A 23764-nucleotide genomic window follows, 5' to 3' on the forward strand; every position below is an offset into this window, starting at 1 on the left:
AATATAAAAAAGGCTTACCTAGTGGTAAGCCTTTATCATCATAACTCGACAGTTATGTTACTTAATGCATCTAAGTAGATTAAGCGTAAACAGGTAGACGCTTACAAATATCTAAAACTTTTGCTTTTGTTTCTGCAATAACTTCTTCGTTATCAACATTGTCTAAAACATCACACATCCAACCTGCAAGTTGACGCGCATCATCAGCAGTAAAGCCACGACGAGTAATAGACGGTGTGCCAACACGGATCCCTGATGTTACAAATGGGCTACGTGGGTCATTTGGTACACTGTTTTTGTTAACTGTGATGTTAGCGGCACCTAGTGCTGCATCGGCTTCTTTACCAGTGATACCTTTATCGATCAAATCAACAAGGAATAAGTGGTTTTCAGTGCTACCAGAAACAATCTTGTAACCGCGCTCTAGGAATTCACCTACCATTACTTTTGCGTTTTCAACAACACGTGCTTGGTAGTCTTTAAATTCTGGCTCCATTGCTTCTTTAAATGCGACTGCTTTTGCCGCAATAACATGCATTAGAGGGCCACCTTGACCACCAGGGAATACTGCAGAGTTCAGCTTCTTATAAAGATCTTCACCTTCATTAGAAAGGATAAGACCACCACGAGGACCTGCTAGTGTTTTGTGCGTTGTTGTTGTAACAACATGTGCATGTGGAACTGGGTTAGGATAAACACCCGCCGCAATCAGACCCGCTACGTGCGCCATATCCACAAAGAAGTACGCGCCAACTTTGTCTGCGATTTCACGCATGCGTTTCCAATCAACAATTTGAGAGTAAGCTGAAAAACCACCGATGATCATCTTTGGTTTATGCTCAAGCGCTAACGCTTCAACTTCAGCGTAATCAATTTGACCGCTTTCATCGATACCGTATGGGATCACGTTGTAAAGCTTACCAGAGAAGTTTACTGGTGAACCGTGAGTTAAGTGACCGCCGTGAGCAAGACTCATACCTAGTACGGTATCGCCAGCATTCAGAAGTGCCATGTAAACAGCATTGTTCGCTTGTGAGCCTGAGTGAGGCTGAACGTTCGCGTATTCTGCACCAAATAGCTGACAAGCACGGTCGATAGCCAGTTGCTCGGCTTTATCAACAAACTCACAACCACCGTAATAGCGCTTGCCTGGGTAACCTTCAGCATATTTGTTTGTTAGCTGAGAGCCTTGCGCTTCCATTACACGTGGGCTTGTGTAGTTTTCAGAAGCAATCAACTCGATGTGTTCTTCCTGACGAGCTGTTTCTTCCTGAATGGCTGCAAATAGTTCCGCATCATAATCAGCAATATTCATATCGCGCTTTAGCATCTGTATCTCCTAACTCAGCTAAGTTAAATACCATTTTGAGCAAAAACTGAAAAATCGCAATGCTAGGCGCCACGTGGACGCAAACGTTTTCGTCTTGCTTGTTAATTATCGTCTATCTTACATAAATTGATCTAAATCAGGTAGTCCTAATTGTTCTTTTTCTTAATGATTAACTCGGTTTATTTTCAATAGAGCATGAATAATTTTCATCTTGATATACGATTCATGGCTCGATTTTAAATCAAATATAGATGGCAAGTATTTTAACAATAAAATTATTTACAACAGTGTAAAAAATAAATTACAACGCTAAAAAGTGCTTTTCACACGTAAACTTTTATAAATTCTTATTCCCTCTTACTATGGCTTTATTATTTACAAGGAGTTGTTCCATTGAGTCGTATTAAACATCCTGTTCATGAAAATATGATCGCTATTTTAACGGGGACATTTATTGTTGCTCAGGGCATATTTTTTCTACAGCAAAGCCAGTTATTAACGGGAGGCACGACAGGACTCGCGTTACTACTCACCCATTTTGTCGATATCTCTTTTGGTAAGCTGTATTTTTTAATGAACTGTCCGTTTTATTTAATGGCATGGTTTAGAATGGGCAAATCTTTTGCTATTAGCAGCGTCTTATCTGGTGCATTGGTCTCTATTATGGTGGATAACCTTCACCATGTATTAGCTATCAGTTGGCTTAATCCAATTTACTGCGCAGTGATTGGTGGCTTATTGATGGGGCTTGGTATGCTGATATTATTCCGTCATCACACCAGTCTTGGTGGATTTAATGTTCTGGTTTTATTCCTTCAAGATAAATTTGGTATTTCAGCAGGAAAAATCCAAATGTCGATAGATATCTGTATCTTGGTTGCATCCTTTTTCTTTGTTACCCCAACCACTTTATTGCTTTCAATTCTTGGTGCAATTACCCTAAATATTGTCCTTGCAATGAACTACAAACCAGGCCGATATAACCCTGTGGTCCCTGATGTGAATTAGCAATAAAAAAGGAGCATTACAGTCAATGTAATGCCCCTTTTTTGTATTCTTATACAACTTAAATCGCGTCTTCGTCTTCTTCTCCGGTACGAATACGCACTACACGTTCAATATCAAACATGAAGATTTTACCATCACCAATCTTACCTGTTTGTGCCGTTTCAACAATCGTATCAATGCATTGCTCTGCTACTTCATCAGTGACAACAATTTCAATTTTCACTTTAGGTAAAAAATCGACCATGTATTCTGCGCCACGGTATAATTCGGTATGGCCTTTCTGACGTCCAAACCCTTTCACTTCAGACACCGTCATGCCAGTAATACCTACTTCCGCTAATGCCTCACGAACGTCATCAAGCTTAAATGGCTTAATTATCGCTTCAATTTTTTTCATTCTCATCATCCTTTACTGAGCAGAAGTAATATTTTTACTTACAAGCAATTGATTTAATTGCTCTCATTATCGCAGATCCTACAGACAAATTTAAATTTATTTAAACTTCATGCAGTAAGTTTCGATCCATCCTACGCAATAATAAAAAAACTGAATACACTAAAACTACACTATTTAGCCCTAAGATCACCTGATTGCGATAAACACTAGGGACAAGTTCGGGGAGTATCGGAATAATACTGATATTAAGAAACATCGTTGCAGCAGGTATGTAGAAATACAGAGGAAGAAATCCCCATTTTTGACCTTTTAGTAAACCAATAATTGCCAACACGCCAGAAAATAAGACCAGTAAAACGATAATATTTGGCACTATAACTATTTGAGAGGTAGTAAAAAATTGGTCAAATCGGTCGAATTGACGAAAAATGCTTAGCGCAACCAGCACTGCCAGTATTTGGGATGCAATACATAAACGTAAAACTCTGGGAATACCTTCTCCCATATATAATCCTTTATCGCAATAAAAATTCCATTACATCTTATTCCCCAATTATAACCGTCTATTTTCAATTTTTAATGTGATTATTATCAATTAAAGGGTTGAAAAAGTGATTTTTATACAAGAAGAATAAAAAACCGCCATTTCTGGCGGTTTTTTGATTCTTCAACGCTGTTCTTTATTAACCTAAATTAACACGCGCATTTCTAAACATACGCATCCATGGGCTATTTTCACTCCAGTCATCTGGGTGCCATGAGTTTGCAACGGTTCTAAACACACGCTCAGGGTGCGGCATCATGATGGTTACACGGCCATCTGTTGTCGTCACACTGGTAATACCGTTTGGTGAACCATTAGGGTTCGCAGGGTACTGTTCTGTTAGCTTACCGTAGTTATCAATATATCGTAGTGCAACAATATCGGCTTGCTCTAATGCAGCAAGATGATCAGCATTACGCACTTCAACACGACCTTCACCATGAGATACCGCAATTGGCATGTGAGAGCCTGCCATTTCGTTAAAGAATAATGATGGGCTTTGTTGTACTTCAACCAAGCTAAAACGAGCTTCAAAACGCTCAGATTCATTGCGTACAAAACGCGGCCATAAATCAGCACCTGGAATTAAGTCGCGAAGGTTAGACATCATCTGACAACCGTTACAAACACCTAATGCCAACGTATCATTACGGTTAAAGAAAGCTTCAAATTGATCACGCGCAATATTGTTAAACAATACTGACTTCGCCCAACCTTCACCCGCACCTAATACATCACCGTAAGAGAAACCACCACAAGCAACTAAGCCGTTGAAACCATCAAGTTTCACGTTACCCGCTAAAATGTCACTCATATGAACATCTTTCGCATCAAAGCCTGCACGATCAAAGGCTGCCGCCATTTCAACGTGAGAGTTAACCCCTTGCTCACGTAAAATCGCCATTTGCGGTTTAGCGCCAAGATTAATCGCAGGGGCAATAAATGGAGCCGCTACATCATCATTAATATCAAACGTCAGCTTCACATTTAAACCAGGATCTTGGGTATCTTTCTTGGCTTCAAATTCTTGCAATGCGCCAGCTGGGTTATCACGCATCGCTTGCATTTGGTAAGTAGTTTCAGCCCATACGGCACGAAGTTCGGTACGGTTTTGCTCTAGCACTAAGTCATTGCCATTCCAAATACGAACAACATCTTCTTCAACCACAGTACCTAAAATATGGCTGCATGCTTCAAGACCGTTTGCTGCAAGTACCGACTGAACAAAATCAAGATCATCAGTACGTACTTGAATAACGGCACCTAACTCTTCGTTAAATAGCGAGGCTAATACATCATCAACTGCATCTTCACTGCCAGTATTAATATCAACTTCAATACCCGTGTGGCCTGCAAATGCCATTTCCGCTAGCGTGACGTATAAACCACCATCACCACGGTCGTGGTAAGCGAGTAGTTTTTCATCACGTACTAACGATTGCATTGCATAGAAGAAGCCTTTCAGTAATTCAGGACTATCTACATCAGCAGGCTTATCACCCAATTGCTTGTAAACCTGCGCCAGTGCTGTTGCACCTAGGCGGTTTTTACCACAACCTAAATCGACTAATAACAGGCTTGTATCACCTTTATCTGTACGCAGCTGAGGTGTCACGGTTTTACGCACATCTTCAACACGACCAAATGCAGTGATAATCAGCGACAATGGAGACGTCACTTCTTTCTCTTCACCATCTTGTTGCCACTTGGTTTTCATTGACATTGAGTCTTTACCAACAGGAATAGTCAAACCAAGTGCTGGACATAACTCCTCACCGACCGCTTTCACGGCTTCATATAAGCCAGCATCTTCGCCAGGGTGACCTGCTGGTGACATCCAGTTAGCCGAAAGATTGATACGCTTCATATCACCAATATCGCTACACGCAATATTAGTAACCGCTTCACCGACAGCTAAGCGTGCAGATGCGCCAAAATCGAGTAATGCAACAGGTGTACGCTCACCCATAGACATCGCTTCACCATGGTAGGTATCGTAACTAGCAGCAGTAACTGCACAGTTAGCAACAGGTACTTGCCATGGACCTACCATTTGATCGCGTGCAACCAAGCCGGTAACGGTGCGATCGCCAATTGTAATAAGGAAGGTTTTTTCAGCCACAGCTGGCAGACGGAGAATACGCTGCGTCGCTTCAACTAAGTCAATACCACTGCGGTCAATCGCTTGGCCTTCTACTTTTTGTGATTTTACATCACGGTGCATTTTCGGCGCTTTGCCCAATAGAATATCCATTGGCATATCAATTGGCGTATCGTCGAAATGGCTATCTTCTAAGGTTAAATGACGCTCTTCTGTCGCTTCACCCACAACGGCATACGGCGCACGTTCACGCTGACAAATCGCATCGAAAACCGCCATATGTTCTGGTGCAACGGCCATAACATAACGCTCTTGAGATTCGTTACACCAAATCTCTAGCGGGCTCATACCTGGTTCATCGTTAGGAACATCACGAAGTTGGAATTTACCACCACGCTCGCCATCATCAACCAACTCAGGTAAAGCGTTTGAAATACCACCCGCGCCCACATCGTGAATAAAGGCAATTGGGTTAGCGTCACCCAGCTGCCAACAGCGATCAATCACTTCCTGACAGCGACGTTCCATTTCTGGGTTTTCACGTTGTACAGAAGCAAAATCCAGATCTTCTGCCGATTGACCGGATGCCATTGATGAAGCAGCACCACCGCCAAGACCGATATTCATTGCAGGGCCGCCAAGAACAATTAACTTCGCGCCAACTGGAATTTCTTTTTTCTGTACGTGATCAGCACGGATATTCCCCATACCACCCGCGATCATAATTGGCTTATGGTAACCACGTACTTCTTCACCGGCATGCGACGTCACTTTTTCTTCGTAAGTACGGAAGTAACCCAATAGGTTTGGACGTCCAAATTCATTATTAAATGCCGCGCCGCCAAGTGGGCCTTCAAGCATAATATCAAGCGCTGTAACAATGCGGTCTGGTTTACCAAAATCAGTTTCCCAAGGTTGTTCAAACCCCGGAACTTTAAGGTTAGAGACAGTAAAGCCCACTAAACCTGCTTTAGGTTTACCGCCAATACCCGTTGCACCTTCATCACGAATTTCACCGCCCGAACCTGTTGATGCGCCCGGCCATGGGGAAATAGCGGTTGGGTGGTTATGCGTTTCTACCTTCATTAAGATATGAGTATCTTCATGGTGGTAGTTATATTGACGAGATTCTGGATCGGGGAAGAAACGCCCTACTTTTGAGCCTTCCATTACTGCTGCATTGTCTTTATATGCCGACAATACGTGCTCATGGTTTTGCTCATAGGTATTTTTGATCATCTTGAACAATGACTTGTCTTGATCAACACCATCAATCGTCCAATCTGCATTAAAGATTTTATGACGACAGTGCTCTGAGTTCGCCTGAGCAAACATCATCAACTCAATGTCATTTGGATTTCGACCTAGTTTGGTGAAGTTCTCAACTAAGTAGTCAATTTCATCTTCAGCTAAGGCAAGTCCTAAGGTCAAGTTAGCTTGCTCTAATGCCTGGCGACCACCAGCAAGGATATCAACGCTTTTCACCGGTGCAGGCTCTGCTTGTTTGAATAAAGCAGCCGCGGCTTCAAAATCGCCAACAATCACTTCCATCATGCGATCGTGGATTAACGCTTTGACTTGCGCTAATTGTGATGCTGATAGCTCGCAAGTTGATTCAATGTAATATGCGGTACCACGTTCAAGACGCTTAATTGATTTTAAGCCACAATTACGGGCAATATCGGTCGATTTTGATGACCAAGGAGAAATTGTCCCCGGACGAGGGGTAACAAGTAGCAAGGTGCCACAAGGCTCGTGCTCTGCAATCGTTGGACCGTAAGTTAAAAGACTCGCTAGTTTGCTATGCTCATCAGCAGTAAGGGCAGCAGATACATCAGCAAAGTGCATAAACTCAGCATAAATACCTGACACAGGCAGATCGAATTCGCGGCAACGCTCAAGTAGCTTATTAACGCGAAACTCAGACAGTGCGGGTGAACCACGCAAAATTTCCATGTGCAAACGTCTCTCGATTAGCGGTTAAAGAAAAGTAATATTGGCCTAACTCCCAAAAAAATGGGGTAATTACGTCAATGTCACCTCTGATTTATCCCTGATTATTGACTAAATAGATGAATAATCGATTTCGCACCCGCGCAGTATAAGCGATTTTTTTTTGTGACGTAACACCTGACGCAACCGTTTGCGTGTTTTTTTTTCAAACATCCTGAATTTATCAGTAATTTTGACATTAGCCCGATTTTTTGAGCAAAAACTAACCGATAAAACAAAAGGAGACTATTTTTTTGTTTCAATCCGTGAATTAACACATCCAACGACAGGGTTCAGCTTTTCCACTACCGTTCACTTTGATATAAATGACAGCTCATTTTTAAGTTAGGTTAGCTTTGTTGATATACCTTCAATCTCTTACCAATATATACCGTGTACTCATATCATTAATGCTTGCTTTATTATTAAGTGGTTGCCAATGGCAAGAAAAACCGCTTGATCCTTTAGAGCGCATTCGTGAAAGCGGTGTATTACGTGTAGGTACGTTAAATAATCAGCTGTCTTATTATATAGGGGCTGATGGACCAACAGGCCTAGATTATGAATTAGCTCAACGTTTTGCTAAAGAGCTAGGCGTAAAGCTGGAAATGCAAACCATGTTTACCCTCTCAGGCTTATTCCCTGCTTTAAAAAATGACGATATTGATATTGTTGCAGCAGGATTAACGGTAACGCCTCAACGTTTGCAAGGTTTTCACCCTGCTCCTGCTTATTATTATGCCAGCCAAGTGGTTGTTTATAAGAAAGGGAAACGCCGCCCTCGCGATATTGAAGAATTAGCCAATACTGACCGTTCGTTAGCTGTTGTAGCTAGCTCTAGTCATGAACGTAAATTAGAAGAGCTCAAGAAAAAATATCCCAACCTAACATGGCAATCGATCAAAGAAACCGATATCGATGACCTATTACGTAAAGTCGCTAATGGCGAGTTAGATTATACCGTTGCCGACTCTGTTGATGTTGCCCTACTACAACGAACTCATCCTGAATTAGCAATCGCACTTGAACTAACTGAAGATGAACCTATTAGCTGGTTTGTCAAAGACAGTAACAATGACAGCTTATATGCCCTCTTAATTGAATTTTTTGGTCATATAAAACAAAGCGGTGAATTAGCACAGCTAGAAGAGAAATACTTCGGCCATGTCGAACAATTTGATTACGTTGACACTCGTGCATTTTTACGCGCACTCGATAATAAATTGCCTAAGTGGCAAGGGCTATTTAAGAAGTATGCTAACGAGTTTGATTGGCGTTTAATTGCCGCTCTTGCTTATCAAGAGTCGCATTGGGATCCACAAGCGGTTTCTCCAACAGGCGTTCGTGGCATGATGATGCTGACCAATCCAACTGCGAAATCTGTTGGTGTTACTGATCGCCTCAATCCAGAGCAAAGTATTCGTGGAGGTACCGAGTATTTGAGAAAAATGGTTGCCCGTGTGCCTGACAGTATTGATGAGCACGAGAAAGTTTGGTTTGCTCTTGCCTCATACAATATTGGATTCGGTCATATGATGGATGCTCGTCGTCTAACGAAAGCACAACATGGTAATCCCAATACATGGGCTGATGTAAAGCAACGTTTGCCACTATTACAACAGCGAAAGTATTACACGCAAACTCGCTATGGGTATGCGCGCGGTACAGAAGCGGTTAACTATGTTGAAGGGATCCGCCGTTATTACCAAAGTATTATTGGTTTTGAGCAGACGCATAGCGACAATTATGATGGTGATGATGTCACGATTATTAATGGATTACAGACCATCACATTACCGAATAAACTAATACAAACTTCATCAGCGGCAAGAAACACCCTAACTAGCCCTTCTCAGGCGACAGCAACCTCAGCTGCGATTTCGGTCTCGACCTCAAAATAAATCGCCCACAATATAAAATTTAAAAACAAAAAAGCTCAGGTTATCCCTGAGCTTTTTCTTTTCCGTTGTTAGGCGATAGGTTAAAGCGACTGATCATTCGCCATCTGTTGTTTAGCTAATAGCTTTGCCGCTTTTTTCTCTGCTCGTCGACGTTTAAAAAAAGCTTGTAGCTGAGCACGACATTCCTCGACTAATACGCCTGATGTTTGCTCTACATGATGATTGACGCCATCATAGCTAAGTAAATTCATGGTACTTCCAGCCGCCCCTGTTTTTAGATCATCAGCACCGTAAACGACCTTTCCCACACGACAATGCACCATAGCTCCTGCACACATTGGGCAAGGCTCTAAAGTGACATACAATGTAGTATCAATTAAACGGTAATTTTCTAGCACTTTACCCGCTTGTCGCAACGCCATTATTTCTGCATGCGCTGTGGCATCATGTTGACCAATAGATCGGTTCCAGCCCTCACCCACCACTTGACCGTTATAAACAACAACGGCCCCAACAGGTACTTCACCTTCTTCTTCTGCTTTGGCTGCGAGCTCTATCGCACGGCGCATAAAGTGTTCGTCGTTTGGTTCTACTTGTATCGTCATCATTTACATATTCAGTCAAAAATACATTTTAGCTTATACGTCGTAATGGCTAATTCGCGGTAATTTCTCGGCCAAAAAGTCCACCAGCATTCTTATTTTAGGTGATAGGTGACGGTTATGTGGATACAGCGCCCAAATCCCTTCATCTGGCTCTTGGTAGTTAGTCAAAATAGGAACAATGGCACCCGAATCTAAATCTTTATCAATATAGTAATCAGGTAACTGCGCTATACCGATCCCTTTTAATACCGCATCACGTAAACCGTAACCACTATTGCAGTTTAAATTCCCAGAGACTCTAACACTTTTCTCTTTGCCTGATTCTTGAAAACGCCAATGATCATAGTTTCCGATCAAGCAGTTATGGTGACGTAATTCAGAAAGTGAATGTGGTACACCAAATCTTGCAAGATAATCAGGAGACGCACAAACATACATCGTACGAGAAGTTAAACGTTTTGCCATCATTGAAGAGCTTGTCAAACGACCAAGACGAATCGCTAAGTCAAAGCTACCTTCAACTAAATCAACCTGTCTATTGGTCATATCAATAACCACTTCAAGTTCTGGGTATTGCAGCATGAAATCATTCACTAACGGCATGATATATTTTTCACCGTAGGTGACAGGAGCCGTTAATTTAATTAAGCCTTGAGGTGTTCCACGTAAGTTACTTAATGCGCGTTCAGCTTCTTCCAAACCGTCCATCACTTGACGACAGTGCTGGTAATACACATTGCCTTCTTCGGTCAATGACACCTTACGCGTAGTACGATAGAATAATTTCGTATTAAGTCGATTCTCTAAGGCACTGACTTGTCGGCTCACTTGCGCAGTTGAAATACTTAATCGTTTAGATGCCGCTGTAAAACTTTCAGTTTCAGCTACAGCTACAAATTCTGTTACGCCTTCCCATAGGAACATCTTACTTACCTATATTTTGATACCAATAACAGTCATTATTACTGTTAGGTAAAAGTTATTTGCACTTTAACCTAATTATCATTTATTCAGAAATAAATACAATAGTCTTCATCGAATCGAGACAGAGAAATTTCGATTAAACTTAATTACTCTCTACGAATATCAATAACAACGTAGAACAAATAGAAGAGAATTATAATGACTGATAAATTTATCAAATCAAAAGCTGCGATTGCATGGGGTCCAAACCAACCACTTTCTGTTGAAGAAGTTGATGTAATGCTTCCTCGTGCAGGTGAAGTTCTCGTTCGCATCGTTGCAACTGGCGTATGTCATACTGACGCATTCACACTATCAGGTGATGATCCAGAAGGTATCTTCCCTGCAATTCTTGGTCACGAAGGCGGCGGTATTGTTGAAATGATTGGTGAAGGCGTTACCGATCTTCAAGTAGGCGACCACGTTATTCCACTTTACACAGCAGAATGTGGTAAGTGTAAGTACTGTCTATCTGGCAAAACAAACCTTTGTCAGGCAGTACGTGAAACTCAAGGTAAAGGCTTAATGCCAGACGGTACAACACGTTTCTACAAAGATGGTCAACCTATCTTCCATTACATGGGTTGTTCAACATTCTCTGAGTACACTGTTCTTCCTGAGATTTCACTAGCGAAAATCAACAAAGAAGCACCACTAGAAGAAGTTTGTCTACTAGGCTGTGGTGTAACAACAGGTATGGGTGCGGTACTTAATACAGCGAAAGTTGAAGAAGGTAGCACTGTTGCTGTATTCGGTCTTGGTGGTATCGGTCTAGCAGCGATTATTGGTGCAACTATGGCGAAAGCAAGCCGCATCATCGCTGTTGATATCAACGAAGAAAAATTCGAATTAGCACGTAAGTTAGGTGCAACTGACTGCATCAACCCAATGAAGTTCGACAAGCCGATTCAAGAAGTGATCGTTGAAATGACTGACGGCGGTGTTGATTACTCTTTCGAGTGTATTGGTAACGTAAACGTAATGCGTTCTGCACTTGAGTGTTGTCATAAAGGTTGGGGCGAATCAGTAATTATCGGTGTGGCTGGCGCAGGTCAAGAGATCTCTACTCGTCCATTCCAACTAGTAACAGGTCGTGTATGGCGTGGTTCTGCATTCGGTGGTGTTAAAGGCCGTTCAGAGCTTCCAGGTATCGTTGATCGTTACATGGCAGGTGAATTCCAACTTGATGACTTTATCTCATTTAATATGGGCTTAGACAAAATCAACGAAGCATTCGACCTACTACACGAAGGTAAAAGTATCCGTACTATTATCCACTTCGATAAATAAGAATATAATTACATAATAATTAATGCGCAGAGATCATCTTCTGTACCCTATCTCTGCGCCTAATCTGACTGAGAGAGCATCCCATGCCTTTAGAAAACATTAGCTGTAATAAAACTGCTGGCGGTTGGCATAAACAATATACACACCGCTCAGAAGTACTTAATTGCGATATGCGTTTTGCTATTTTCCTACCACCACAAACGGCTGCAGGACAAAAAGTACCAGTACTTTACTGGTTATCAGGCTTAACGTGTACTGATGAAAACTTCATGCAAAAAGCGGGCGCTCAACGTATCGCAGCAGAATTAGGTGTTGCCATTGTTGCACCCGATACTAGCCCACGCGGTGAAGGTGTAGAAGATGATCCTGCAGGTAGCTATGATTTTGGTTTAGGTGCTGGGTTCTACGTGAACGCAACAGAAGCACCTTGGAATCGTCATTACAACATGTACGATTACATTGTTAATGAGCTACCAGCATTAGTTGAAGCGCACTTCCCTGTATCAGATCAGCGTGCAATCAGTGGCCACTCAATGGGTGGACATGGCGCATTGATGATTGCGATGCGTAATCCTGAGCGTTTTTCTTCAGTATCTGCATTTAGCCCAATTGCTAATCCAATGAATTGTCCTTGGGGTCAAAAAGCCTTCACTGGTTACTTAGGTAGCAACACTGAAACGTGGAAGCAATACGATTCAAGCGAGTTAATTCGTAAAGCTGAGAAAAAACTGCCAATGCTGGTTGATCAAGGTACTCATGACAACTTCTACATTGAAGGTCAACTTCGTACCGAAAGTCTAGCTGCCGCTGCAAAAGCAAATAACTACCCGGTAGAAATTCGCATGCAAGATGGTTACGACCATAGCTACTACTTTATGGCAACATTTATTGAAGATCACTTACGTTTCCACGTAGAGCACTTCAACAAGTAATGAGTATGCGTGTCATACTGAAGTATTCACATAATATCTTCAGATGCTAAATAGAAAAAAGCCTCACTATTCTTAGCGAGGCTTTTCTTTTATCTGCTCAAATTTAAATGTTTAGTAACTTAAATTATAAGCTGTATGTGTATGGCGCTTGTACACCTAGAGGAATGCCTAACGCCCAGTAAGCAAGTAAGAAAATTGTCCAACCAACTAACATTGCAATTGAGTATGGCATCATCATTGACGCTAATGTACCGATACCAGAACTCTTCACATAACGTTGCATGTAAACAACAACCAGTGGGAAGAACACCATCATTGGTGAAATGATGTTAGATACAGAGTCACCAACACGGTATGCCGCTTGCGTTAATTCTGGAGAAATTCCTACCGCCATTAGCATTGGAACCATGATAGGACCAATCAGTGCCCATTTTGCCGATGCAGAACCCACTAACAAGTTAACACTCGCCGTTAATAAAATCATACCCACAATCGTTATCTGGCCTGGCAAATTCATTTCTTGCAGTAACTGCGCGCCAGATAGTGCTAATAGCGTTCCCAGGTTAGATTGGGTAAAGGCTACTAGGAACTGAGCGATGAAAAAGACCATGACCATAAAGCCTGCCATACCAGCCATTGTAGTAGACATCGCTTTAATTACATCGCTGCTTTGCTTAAAGGTACCAGCAACGCGACCGTAAATGATCCCAGGGATCACGAACAGGATAAAGATTAGCGGTACGATTGATTGCATTACCGGTGCATTAAACGCTGCTATTTCACCCGTTGGGGAACGCAGTGGTGATGATTCTGGCCATACCGCTGCAACTAATAGTACGATACCAGCAACCATTGCCCAACCCGCGTAAGAAAATGCTTTACTTTCAAGTTCAGTGAAAGAGCCCATATCAGGTGCTTCTTCCGCATCTTCATCGATAGCTGTTTTACTTAAACGAGGCTCAATCACTTTATCTGTAATGTACCAACCGATACCAATGATCACGATAGATGATAAACCAGTGAACATTAAGTTCGCTAGTGGGTTCACAATGTAGCTAGGATCCATAATACGTGCAGCTTCTTGGGTAAAGCCTGCAAGTAATGGGTCAATACCAGACGGAATAAAGTTTGCTGAGAAACCACCTGATACGCCAGCGAATGCAGCCGCAATACCCGCTAATGGGTGACGACCTGCCGCATGGAAAATAATACCACCTAGTGGAATAACCAGAACATAACCCGCATCAGCTGCAGTATGTGAAACAATCGCAACTAAAATTAACATTGGCGTTAATAGTTTAGCAGGGGTCACATTCAGCATCTTCTTTAGGCCAGTATTGATAAAGCCAGAAGCTTCAGCAACACCAACACCTAACATTGCCACCAGTACAATACCCAATGGGGCAAAGCCAGTGAAATTCTTCACCATATTGGCAAGGAAACTCGCCAACGCATCACCTGTTAAAAGATTGTTTACTTGTACAACTTGTTGTGTAACAGGGTGAACTAAACCAAAGTCAAACTGAGACATAATCGCGGAAAGTACCCAAACTGCGATTAATCCCCAAAAGAATAATAAAGCAGGATCTGGGATCTTATTACCTGCTCGCTCAATACCATTTAAAAACTTATCCATAGCACTTGATGGCTTCGGTGCTTGATTTAATGTTTTTTCGTTCATGGCAACTCCGTGCCCCCATATTGGTTACGTCTGCAAAGTGGACTTACTTTAGTAAGTCTCATTGTTTTGCCTTTCAGCTACTACGGCTGAATTTAGGTCGGGTGATTGTAGCGAAATACAATAAAAAAAAAGCCATATCACCTAACGAATAACTAAACCTTATTACGGAAGATTGTAACCAAGCATTAACCATAAACAATAAAGCAACAACTCAATAAACAATTAAAAACATAAGCACCAACAAATACAAAACAAGTCTCAATCGCTTAGTTATACCTCTAGAAAATCCCCTCCAACAAGTAACCTTACGTGAAGCATGTCTTTCCTCATTTTCATCTTCATTTGAATGGATATCTATAAAATATGAGCAATAAAAAACCCTAGTAAGTCACCTTACTAGGGTTTGATGTTTGCTCAGTATTTTTCAGTAAGAGAGATTATTCCCACTCAATCGTTGCTGGCGGCTTACCTGAAATATCGTAAACCACACGAGAAATACCATCGACTTCGTTGATAATACGGTTCGATACTTTGCCAAGGAAGTCGTAAGGCAGGTGTGCCCAGTGTGCTGTCATAAAGTCGATTGTTTCTACTGCACGTAACGATACAACCCAATCATATTTACGACCGTCACCCATTACGCCAACAGAGCGAACGGGTAGGAACACGGTAAATGCTTGTGATACTTTGTTGTAAAGATCGGCTTTATGAAGCTCTTCAATGAAGATAGCATCTGCACGACGAAGTAAATCACAATACTCTTTCTTCACTTCACCTAGAACGCGTACACCTAAACCAGGCCCAGGGAATGGGTGGCGGTAAAGCATGTTGTAAGGTAGGCCTAACTCAAGACCGATCTTACGCACTTCATCTTTAAATAGCTCTTTTAATGGCTCAACTAGACCCATTTCCATATCGTCTGGTAGACCACCTACGTTATGGTGAGATTTAATCACGTGTGCTTTGCCTGTTTTCGATGCTGCAGATTCAATCACATCAGGGTAAATCGTCCCTTGTGCTAACCACTTCGCATTTTTCAGTTTCTTAGATTCTTCATCAAATACGTCAACGAATACATGCCCAATCTTCTTACGTTTCGCTTCTGGCTCATCAATACCTGCAAGTGCTGATAAGAAACGATCCTCAGCTTGAACATGAACAATATTTAAACCAAATTTATCGCCAAACATGTCCATCACTTGTTGACCTTCATTTAAACGAAGCAGGCCGTTATCAACAAATACACACGTTAGCTTGTCGCCAATCGCACGGTGAATAAGCATAGCAACAACTGATGAGTCTACGCCGCCAGAAAGGCCAAGAATCACTTCATCGTCACCCACTTGCTCTTTAATACGAGCAATAGCATCTTCAATGATATTTGCTGATGTCCATAGCTTTTCACAGCCACAGATATTCATTACGAAGTTCTCAATTAACTTCATACCTTGACGTGTATGCGTCACTTCAGGGTGAAACTGAACACCGTAAAAACGCTTCTCTTCATTCGCCATTGCTGCAAATGGGCACGTTTCTGTTTCTGCAATTTTGATAAAATCTGACGGGATTTCTACCACTTTATCGCCATGGCTCATCCACACATCCATTAATGGTGTGCCGTCTTTGGCTGTTGCGTCTTGAATACCTTCAAGGAAATGTGTTGGTTCAACAATTTTAACTTGTGCGTAACCAAATTCACGCTCAGATGAACCTGCAACTTTACCGCCTAACTGCTCAGCCATGGTTTGCATGCCGTAGCACACACCAAATACAGGTACACCTGCTTCAAATACATATTGTGGTGCACGTGGAGAACCGGCTTCCGTTACACTTTCAGGACCACCAGAAAGAATAATACCGTTTGGCGCAAATTCACGGATATCGGCTTCATCAACATCCCAGCTCCAAAGTTCACAGTACACACCAATTTCGCGAATACGACGGGCGATTAGCTGTGTATATTGAGAGCCAAAGTCCAAAATAAGGATACGTTGTTCATGAATATTTGTGGTCATGGTCATTAGTGAATGTTCTCGAATAATTTTATATATTGGGAGCAAAGGCTCTGCTCCCGATGTTATTTCTTACTGACGTAATAGTTAAACCCAAAGATGAGTGGGTAACAATTAACCCATACGGTAATTAGGTGCTTCTTTAGTAATAGTCACATCATGAACGTGTGACTCTTTCATGCCAGCCCCTGAAATACGTACAAATTCAGCTTTAGTACGAAGCTCTTCAATCGTTGCTGAGCCCGTTAGGCCCATGCTTGAGCGTAAGCCACCCATTTGTTGGTGAACGATTTCTTTTAGGTAACCTTTATAAGCAACACGGCCTTCAATACCTTCTGGTACCAATTTGTCAGCCGCATTATCAGTTTGGAAATAACGGTCAGAAGAACCTTTTGACATTGCGCCTAGTGAACCCATGCCACGGTATGATTTGTATGAACGACCTTGGTATAGTTCAACTTCACCCGGTGCTTCTTCAGTACCAGCAAACATAGAACCTACCATTACACATGATGCACCAGCGGCAATCGCTTTACACATATCACCAGAGTAACGAATACCGCCATCAGCAATAACAGGAATACCGTATTGATCAGCAACAGATGCCGCTTCTGAAATTGCGGTAATTTGTGGAACACCAACACCTGTAACAATACGAGTTGTACAGATTGAACCAGGGCCGATACCAACTTTTACTGCACTCACACCTGCTTCAATAAGAGCACGCGCACCTTCAGCCGTAGCGACATTACCGCCAACAATTGGAAGATTAGGGAATGCCGCACGCGTTTCACGAATACGTTGTAGAACGCCTTCAGAGTGACCGTGTGAAGAATCGATAAGCAGTACGTCTACGCCAGCTTCAACCAAAGCAGCTACACGCTCTTCATTACCAGCACCAGCACCAACCGCAGCACCTACACGTAAGCGGCCGCGCTCGTCTTTACAAGCATTAGGTTTACGTTCTGCTTTTTGGAAGTCTTTTGCAGTAATCATGCCTTTAAGGCGGAATTCATCATCAACAAGTAACACCTTTTCAACACGGTGTTGTTGCATGATAGCTTCAACTTCTTCACGAGATGCGCCTTCTTTAGCCGATGCTAAATCTGCTTTAGATGTCATCACTTCTTCAACTGTCTTTGAAAGATCAGTAACAAATCGAACATCACGACCTGTAATAATACCAACTAACTCATTGCTATCTGTTACTACAGGGTAACCAGCAAAACCGTTCTGCTCTGTTAATCGCTTAACATCAGCAATCGTTGCGGTAGGTTTAACAGTCACAGGTTCAGAAACAACACCTGCTTCGAACTTTTTCACCATGCGAACTTGATCCGCCTGCTGTTCGATAGACATATTTTTGTGAATGAAACCGATACCACCTTCTTGAGCAAGACCGATAGCTAAGCGACCTTCAGTCACAGTATCCATTGACGCTGACACCATTGGGATATTAAGAGAAATATCTTTTGTCAGTTGAGTGCGCAGATCGGCAGTGTTAGGTAGAACGGTTGAATGGGCAGGAACCAGCAAAACATCATCGAAGGTTAAAGCTTCTTGTTTAATTCGTAACATTGCAATATCTCACACCGAATAGGGGTTTAAAGAAGGATAAAATATTGCGGTCGAATTATACGTATGAAGCAAACGTTTGGCTAGATTTTTTTTAATTTTTTTTCTTGACACATTTTAATTGATAAGTAATATATTTCGGTTAACTATCCGGTGATGCGGTCAAGGAAATACGGCCAAGATCTGTCCATTGATCTGCCTGTATACTTTATGTCTTATTCGGTTTTATTTTGACCGCCTGCCTACTACTTCATTCGATAGCAGGTACCATTCCTAGTGACCACTTTTTCCCCTCAAAGCCAAACGAATAGTCGTATTTACACGGTTTCTAGCTTAAATGCACAAGTACGTCTCGTACTTGAAAATGAAATGGGTGTAGTGTGGCTTATTGGTGAGTTATCTAATTTTTCGATGCCCGTTTCTGGTCATTGGTATTTCACCCTGAAAGATTCACGTGCCCAAGTTAAATGTGCCATGTTTAAAGGCAGTAATCGACATGTGACCTTTAAACCTGCCAATGGTAATCAAGTATTAGTTAAGGCGCGTTTGTCATTATATGAACCACGTGGTGATTATCAGCTGATCATTGAAAGTATGCAGCCAGAAGGCGATGGTCGCTTACAACAGCAATTTGAACAATTAAAAATGTCGTTAGCAGCGGAAGGTTTATTTGCGCAATCACTCAAACAAACGCTGCCAGAACAACCTAAACGAGTAGGTATTATTACCTCAAAAACAGGCGCGGCTCTGCACGATATTTTACAAGTATTGCAACGTCGTGATCCGAGTTTACCCATTGTGATTTATCCAACCATGGTACAAGGCGAAGGCTCTGCAATTTCTATTGCACAAGCGATTGGTCGAGCCAATACTAGACAGGAATGTGATGTATTAATTGTCGGTCGAGGTGGCGGTTCACTGGAAGATCTTTGGGCATTTAATGAAGAAATTGTCGCGCGAACCATTGCCGCTAGCCAGATCCCCATTGTCAGTGCGGTTGGTCATGAGGTCGACGTCACTATCGCAGATTTTGTTGCCGATGTCCGTGCACCAACACCTTCTGCTGCCGCTGAGTTGATCAGTCGCGATATGACTCACCAAACACAATTACTCGATCGTAAAAAACAACAATTACGCCATGCTATCAGGTCGTATTTATCACACTCTTTGCGCCAAGCAACTCAACTACAACACCGTTTAGAGCGTCAGCATCCACAGCTTCGTTTAAATCAGCAGCAGCAACATCTTGATGAAATTAGTCAACGCTTAGTTCAAGCGATGCAAAAAAAATTACAAAAGCATCAACAACATATCGATAGTAATAACTATAAAATATCACTTTACTCCCCCGCTACGTTAGTAAGCAATGCACAACGAAATTTAGAGCGGAGTGAACGAAGACTCTATGATGCTTTAGACCGTAAGCTGCTAAATGCAAAACATAAATTAGCGGTGGCGGCAGAAAAACTAGAAACAGTAAGCCCACTAGCAACTTTGGCCCGTGGTTATTCTATTACTCGAAATGAGCAAGGTGATCTAATCAGAAATACATCACAAGTTAAGCAGGGGGATAAACTTATCACCACAGTAACGGACGGTGATATCCATTCCTGTGTTATCAAATAACCATAGTATCTGTTAACAAAAATGGCGCTATTTAGCGCCATTTTTTATACATTCTATTTAGCGTGTCTCAGCACGCATTTCAAATTGTACCTTAACCCGAGATTTAGACTTTAACTCATTGCAATGATTACAAAAATAACTTGCAGAACCACACGCTTGTAATCTTTCTAACTGCTCATTGCAATCAGGACAAAATACATGTTTCTCAACTTGTTGTTGGCAAAAATCGCAAAAATAGCCGTGATCTTTCCAACTTAATAAGCTGCTACATTGCGGACAAATATTTTCAACGTTATCAGCCATGCTCTTCGACCTCTGTACAAAATTTACATCTTCGAATGATTATTAAGTGCGGTAATCAGAAATACAATTATCTTGCGCGTAGAACTTCATATTCATCACAAAGAATTATCATAAATAAGTTTTTTCCATTATTCGACAATCATAAAACAATCAATTTAGATCAACACGATGATCAACATGCTTAGTGGTGATCTTCTTTTAAAACAAACCTGATCAGCTAACAGGTATCAAAAGAACATTTATCAATACACTTCCCGAAAGCATAAGTTACATATACTGTATTTGGATTTTAAACGGGATATAAATCCAAGTAATGATATTAAAACACAATGATCATGCATTATATAAATGAGGATCTTTCTCTTTATAAGCATAACTCAGAGAATAAAATCTAAATAAACGTTTAATATTACGCTTTCACACTCTTGGTATACATCACAATCTCTTGGTCTGAATTCACTTTAAAATTAACGGTAACTGATTGATATTCAGATAAAGATAAAATATGAGTTCCACCACAAGGGATCTCAATAACGCCCTCAGAGCCTAAATTACATTGCCAATAACGCGAATCTGTCAGATGATCACCTTCTCGCCTCATTACCACAGCAGTTTTTAATGCTACCCAATCACTGAGTTGCAGATTAATACGCTCAGCTACAACATTAAGTTCTGCTAGTAGATCTGCGCTGTTTAGCCCACGCTTACGTAATGTTTTACCTAAACGATACGTGTCAGTACTGAGATCGGGCGTCACTTCACTTTTTTCTTGGGCATAGCTATGAAAATCATAAAAACCAAGCTCATCTCTACGAGTCGGCTCTTTTCGCCAGAAGTCATTATGAAGAACTTTATTTAACGCTAAAGAAGATAAATGCCCCGCACTATGTCCACGACTCAAACTTTGCTGATATTCCCTATCAACAGACAATGTCACTGTATCGCCAATATCAAAGTCTATTGTTCCTGTAATAATATGAACAACAACAAACACCCATCCTTCCGTATCCCGTTTAACCGGAATGTCTTGGGCAATAAAAAGATTGTTTGTTGCTAGCTCAATAGCACCAACGACACAATTGTTAACCTGATACTGTTTATCAGCATGAATAATCATCCCTTGATCAGCAGGATGATCAGGCCAAATATGGCTAACAGGATGAAAAGGGGTCGACTGGGTAACAACATAATTTTCGTCACCTGAATGACTTATCATTAGTACAGTACTATCAAGCAACCATTGTTGTTGAGTAAATACGACTTGCGTTGGCGCGATAACAGGCATCTTCTATCCTTAGTTCTACTTATAAAAAAGCCCAGCACAATGGCTGGGCTCTACATAAAATTAAATCACATAAGACAATCAACTTGCATTAGTTTTTTCAAATACCAAAAACTTATCGCCATCATCAACAATGAGGCTATTGTTAATCACTTCAATACTTGTCGCACTGCGTAACACATTTAGCATATTATTTTCTTGTTTAACTAACTCAGGTAAACACATTTTGCGCGTGACAAATGGAAGCGAAAAATCACCGACTGGCTCAACCTTACCTTTAAAAACATTACAACCGGTAAAACCTGTTACCTTCATGTTTGATTCAATATTTAATGATGGTCGATGCTTTGTAATACCGGGGATCTCAACTCCACCTTTTAGTTTCCAATCACCAACCATTTGTGCTGATTTTTCAAATTGCTGGTTGGAAAAGCACCCAGTTAATGAAATGGTCATTAATGCTAATAAACATAACGTTGTTTTTTTCATTATTAGTCCTTACAACATATCTTAATTCATTCTAATTAAATCGCTTACGCTTGACGTACACAGTCCTCCGCATTAAGCGCGACGAATTAAAAGTGATTTAATGAGAATGTGATTAAAAAAATAATGCCGGTGAAAATATCACCGGCATTAATTTATCTTAGTAATAAAATACTAGATAGATGTGGATCAGTCTTAATTACTTAAGGATGATCTGTACTGAACGCTGAACGTAGTTAGTATTAGTCGCAGAGTCAGTTTTAAGTGGGTTGTTGTAACCTACAGAAGAAACAGTTAGACGAGATGCGTCGATACCGTTAGCTTCTAGGTATTTAGCAACGTTTGCTGCACGCTCTGCAGAAACTTTTTCGTTAACTGCAGCAGAACCAACTTTGTCTGCACGACCAATGATTTGAGCGTTAACTTCTGGGTTAGCTTGCATAGTTGCAATAACTTCACCTAGGTTGTAACGGCCGTAGTCATTTAGCTTAGTTTGACCATTTTGGTATGGTAGAACGTAAGAAGAACGAGTTGGTACTTGAGACTCAACAGCTACTTCTTTAACTACTTCAACGTTGTTAGTAACAACCATTGGAGTTGCTGGTTGACCGAACTTGTAAGTCATACCCCAGTACGCTTGAGTTAGATCAGCGTGACCGTGTGAAGTACGTAGGTCTTGGTAGTAATCAGCACCGATTTGAGTAGATAGTGCATGAGTGATTTGGTAAGACAGACCTAGACCAACTGTTGGTGAGAAGCTGTCAGACTTCATGTGTAGCGCGTTGTTTGCAAAGTTCTTGTTATCAGCGTAGATGTATGTAGCACCTAACTTACCGAACGCAGATAGTTTTTGAGTTAGAGGTAGGTTACCTTTCACACCCAAAGTACCTAGGTGCATGTCAGCATTACCTAGATCATGCATGTAATCGTAGCTACCGTAGATACCGAAGTATTGGTTGAAGTCGTAACCAGCATCTAGTTTAACACTTGGTGCTTCACCGTTTGCAGAACCAGGGAACTTAGAAATATCGCTGTTAGATACGTAACCCATACCTAGTGCGCCACCAACCCAGAAACCAGATTGATCGTAAGAAGGAGCAGTTTGTGCAGGCGCTGTAGCTGTAGTGCTAGTAGTTGCATCAGCTGCCGTAGCAGATGTAGCAACACCTAGAGATAAAGCTGCTAGTACAGATAGAGATAGAGATTTCAATTTCATGTTTAACTCCATTGAGTAATGCTTAAACTTTTTAAGTCTGCTTTATGTAGTGCGTACTATTTTTTTAATGTGTATCGCAAAGCAGTTATTGTCAGGAACGGGGTGTATTTTGTGACGAATACGATGTTATGGCAAGTAATAAAAAATGATGTTCACAATTATTTTGTGTTTTTCACCACAAAAAAAATCGGACTTCTGAAAAATAGTTTTTTCAGAAAAAAAAGGAGATAAAGGAAAATACAAAACAATTCATCTAGAAAAAACAGTTCTAAAAAAAGATAAAAAAACCATGTAAAAAAACATAAAGCAATAAAAAACAAATAATTAAATAGTTCTTTTTTATGATTCCAGCCATCTAAAAACATTACTTTATATAGGTGTATTGAATTATCAAAAAACGTTCAAAGATTAATTTATCTGCACAATGTGGTATCTGCTACTTTTATTATCTCTTCCATAAATAAATTTTTTTGTTAGCATCAATGCTGACAAAAAAGATACTGGATTATTTTTTGTTTTT

Annotated in this window: 18 protein-coding genes; 5 read left to right on the forward strand and 13 right to left on the reverse strand. The window is 41.1% G+C overall.

The genetic code is table 11. The features are described from left to right. Nucleotides 1-79: 79 nt before the first annotated feature. Entirely contained in the window at nt 80-1330 is a 1251-nt protein-coding gene (gene glyA, locus C9J40_RS03220) for a serine hydroxymethyltransferase (RefSeq protein ID WP_107205412.1), read from the reverse strand. Nucleotides 1331-1723: 393 nt separating this feature from the next. Here glyA and C9J40_RS03225 point away from each other — a divergent pair, with 393 nt between their 5' ends. After that, complete coding sequence (locus C9J40_RS03225) at nt 1724-2338, forward strand: YitT family protein (protein ID WP_107205411.1); 615 nt, start codon at nt 1724-1726, stop codon at nt 2336-2338. 58 nt (nt 2339-2396) lie between these two features. Here C9J40_RS03225 and glnB read toward each other — a convergent pair whose 3' ends face one another. From glnB to purL, 3 genes are all read right to left on the reverse strand, one after another. Continuing rightward, nucleotides 2397-2735: a nitrogen regulatory protein P-II gene (glnB, locus tag C9J40_RS03230; RefSeq protein ID WP_006646656.1), complete on the reverse strand. Its 339-nt coding sequence runs from the start codon at nt 2733-2735 to the stop codon at nt 2397-2399. Nucleotides 2736-2835: 100 nt separating this feature from the next. Further along, a complete protein-coding gene (locus C9J40_RS03235) occupies nt 2836-3240 on the reverse strand; it encodes a hypothetical protein (protein ID WP_107245680.1) in 405 nt (134 codons plus the stop codon). Nucleotides 3241-3418: 178 nt separating this feature from the next. Continuing rightward, a complete protein-coding gene (gene purL / locus C9J40_RS03240; protein ID WP_107205409.1) occupies nt 3419-7336 on the reverse strand; it encodes a phosphoribosylformylglycinamidine synthase in 3918 nt (1305 codons plus the stop codon). A gap of 446 nt (nt 7337-7782) precedes the next feature. Here purL and mltF point away from each other — a divergent pair, with 446 nt between their 5' ends. Then, nucleotides 7783-9273, forward strand: coding sequence for a membrane-bound lytic murein transglycosylase MltF (gene mltF / locus C9J40_RS03245; protein WP_107245682.1), 1491 nt, complete (start codon nt 7783-7785; stop codon nt 9271-9273). Between the two features lie 80 nt (nt 9274-9353). Here mltF and tadA read toward each other — a convergent pair whose 3' ends face one another. Next, nucleotides 9354-9881, reverse strand: a complete 528-nt coding sequence (tadA, locus tag C9J40_RS03250) for a tRNA adenosine(34) deaminase TadA (protein WP_107205407.1) — start codon at nt 9879-9881, stop codon at nt 9354-9356. A 30-nt stretch (nt 9882-9911) separates the two neighbouring features. Further along, nucleotides 9912-10802, reverse strand: a complete 891-nt coding sequence (locus tag C9J40_RS03255; RefSeq protein WP_107205406.1) for a LysR substrate-binding domain-containing protein — start codon at nt 10800-10802, stop codon at nt 9912-9914. Nucleotides 10803-11000: 198 nt separating this feature from the next. On the opposite strand from C9J40_RS03255, the gene C9J40_RS03260 reads away from it, so the two are divergent. Beyond that, on the forward strand, nt 11001-12131 hold the full coding sequence (locus tag C9J40_RS03260; RefSeq protein ID WP_005370059.1) for an S-(hydroxymethyl)glutathione dehydrogenase/class III alcohol dehydrogenase: 1131 nt from the start codon (nt 11001-11003) through the stop codon (nt 12129-12131). Nucleotides 12132-12214: 83 nt separating this feature from the next. Then, the gene (fghA, locus tag C9J40_RS03265; protein ID WP_045129331.1) at nt 12215-13063 is read left to right on the forward strand and encodes an S-formylglutathione hydrolase; all 849 of its coding nucleotides are present in this window, start codon (nt 12215-12217) and stop codon (nt 13061-13063) included. Nucleotides 13064-13187: 124 nt separating this feature from the next. On the opposite strand, the gene C9J40_RS03270 is transcribed toward fghA, so the two are convergent. The 3 genes from C9J40_RS03270 to guaB all read right to left on the reverse strand — a co-directional run bounded on the left by C9J40_RS03270 (nt 13188) and on the right by guaB (nt 18334). Then, the gene (locus C9J40_RS03270; RefSeq protein WP_107205404.1) at nt 13188-14744 is read right to left on the reverse strand and encodes an AbgT family transporter; all 1557 of its coding nucleotides are present in this window, start codon (nt 14742-14744) and stop codon (nt 13188-13190) included. Nucleotides 14745-15181: 437 nt separating this feature from the next. Then, nucleotides 15182-16759, reverse strand: coding sequence for a glutamine-hydrolyzing GMP synthase (guaA, locus tag C9J40_RS03275; protein WP_107245712.1), 1578 nt, complete (start codon nt 16757-16759; stop codon nt 15182-15184). Between the two features lie 111 nt (nt 16760-16870). Beyond that, nucleotides 16871-18334 (reverse strand): IMP dehydrogenase, encoded by a 1464-nt coding sequence (guaB, locus tag C9J40_RS03280; RefSeq protein ID WP_107245683.1) that lies wholly within the window; start codon nt 18332-18334, stop codon nt 16871-16873. A 273-nt stretch (nt 18335-18607) separates the two neighbouring features. Between guaB and xseA the strand changes: the two genes are divergently transcribed. Further along, nucleotides 18608-19957: an exodeoxyribonuclease VII large subunit gene (xseA, locus tag C9J40_RS03285; RefSeq protein ID WP_107245685.1), complete on the forward strand. Its 1350-nt coding sequence runs from the start codon at nt 18608-18610 to the stop codon at nt 19955-19957. A 57-nt stretch (nt 19958-20014) separates the two neighbouring features. Here the strand turns inward: xseA and C9J40_RS03290 are convergent, their stop codons facing one another. The 4 genes from C9J40_RS03290 to C9J40_RS03305 form a co-directional block, all read right to left on the reverse strand. Next, the gene (locus tag C9J40_RS03290) at nt 20015-20260 is read right to left on the reverse strand and encodes a zinc ribbon domain-containing protein (RefSeq protein WP_045150963.1); all 246 of its coding nucleotides are present in this window, start codon (nt 20258-20260) and stop codon (nt 20015-20017) included. Between the two features lie 409 nt (nt 20261-20669). Next, on the reverse strand, nt 20670-21545 hold the full coding sequence (locus C9J40_RS03295) for a metal-dependent hydrolase (protein WP_107205401.1): 876 nt from the start codon (nt 21543-21545) through the stop codon (nt 20670-20672). A 78-nt stretch (nt 21546-21623) separates the two neighbouring features. Continuing rightward, complete coding sequence (locus tag C9J40_RS03300) at nt 21624-22031, reverse strand: META domain-containing protein (RefSeq protein WP_107245687.1); 408 nt, start codon at nt 22029-22031, stop codon at nt 21624-21626. Between the two features lie 196 nt (nt 22032-22227). Further along, the gene (locus C9J40_RS03305; protein WP_107205399.1) at nt 22228-23244 is read right to left on the reverse strand and encodes an OmpA family protein; all 1017 of its coding nucleotides are present in this window, start codon (nt 23242-23244) and stop codon (nt 22228-22230) included. Nucleotides 23245-23764 lie beyond the last annotated feature (520 nt).

The sequence above is a fragment of the Photobacterium sp. GB-72 genome (genome assembly GCF_003026095.1).
Lineage (GTDB): Bacteria > Pseudomonadota > Gammaproteobacteria > Enterobacterales > Vibrionaceae > Photobacterium.

What these genes read in the sequence shown, in the direction of transcription:
- glyA (WP_107205412.1), bottom strand. Translation starts at nt 1,330, where the DNA reads ATGCTAAAGCGCGATATGAATATTGCTGATTATGATGCGGAACTATTT.
- glnB (WP_006646656.1), bottom strand. Translation starts at nt 2,735, where the DNA reads ATGAAAAAAATTGAAGCGATAATTAAGCCATTTAAGCTTGATGACGTT.
- C9J40_RS03235 (WP_107245680.1), bottom strand. Translation starts at nt 3,240, where the DNA reads ATGGGAGAAGGTATTCCCAGAGTTTTACGTTTATGTATTGCATCCCAA.
- purL (WP_107205409.1), bottom strand. Translation starts at nt 7,336, where the DNA reads ATGGAAATTTTGCGTGGTTCACCCGCACTGTCTGAGTTTCGCGTTAAT.
- mltF (WP_107245682.1), top strand. Translation starts at nt 7,783, where the DNA reads ATGCTTGCTTTATTATTAAGTGGTTGCCAATGGCAAGAAAAACCGCTT.
- tadA (WP_107205407.1), bottom strand. Translation starts at nt 9,881, where the DNA reads ATGATGACGATACAAGTAGAACCAAACGACGAACACTTTATGCGCCGT.
- C9J40_RS03255 (WP_107205406.1), bottom strand. Translation starts at nt 10,802, where the DNA reads ATGTTCCTATGGGAAGGCGTAACAGAATTTGTAGCTGTAGCTGAAACT.
- C9J40_RS03260 (WP_005370059.1), top strand. Translation starts at nt 11,001, where the DNA reads ATGACTGATAAATTTATCAAATCAAAAGCTGCGATTGCATGGGGTCCA.
- fghA (WP_045129331.1), top strand. Translation starts at nt 12,215, where the DNA reads ATGCCTTTAGAAAACATTAGCTGTAATAAAACTGCTGGCGGTTGGCAT.
- C9J40_RS03270 (WP_107205404.1), bottom strand. Translation starts at nt 14,744, where the DNA reads ATGAACGAAAAAACATTAAATCAAGCACCGAAGCCATCAAGTGCTATG.
- guaA (WP_107245712.1), bottom strand. Translation starts at nt 16,759, where the DNA reads ATGACCACAAATATTCATGAACAACGTATCCTTATTTTGGACTTTGGC.
- guaB (WP_107245683.1), bottom strand. Translation starts at nt 18,334, where the DNA reads ATGTTACGAATTAAACAAGAAGCTTTAACCTTCGATGATGTTTTGCTG.
- C9J40_RS03290 (WP_045150963.1), bottom strand. Translation starts at nt 20,260, where the DNA reads ATGGCTGATAACGTTGAAAATATTTGTCCGCAATGTAGCAGCTTATTA.
- C9J40_RS03295 (WP_107205401.1), bottom strand. Translation starts at nt 21,545, where the DNA reads ATGCCTGTTATCGCGCCAACGCAAGTCGTATTTACTCAACAACAATGG.
- C9J40_RS03300 (WP_107245687.1), bottom strand. Translation starts at nt 22,031, where the DNA reads ATGAAAAAAACAACGTTATGTTTATTAGCATTAATGACCATTTCATTA.
- C9J40_RS03305 (WP_107205399.1), bottom strand. Translation starts at nt 23,244, where the DNA reads ATGAAATTGAAATCTCTATCTCTATCTGTACTAGCAGCTTTATCTCTA.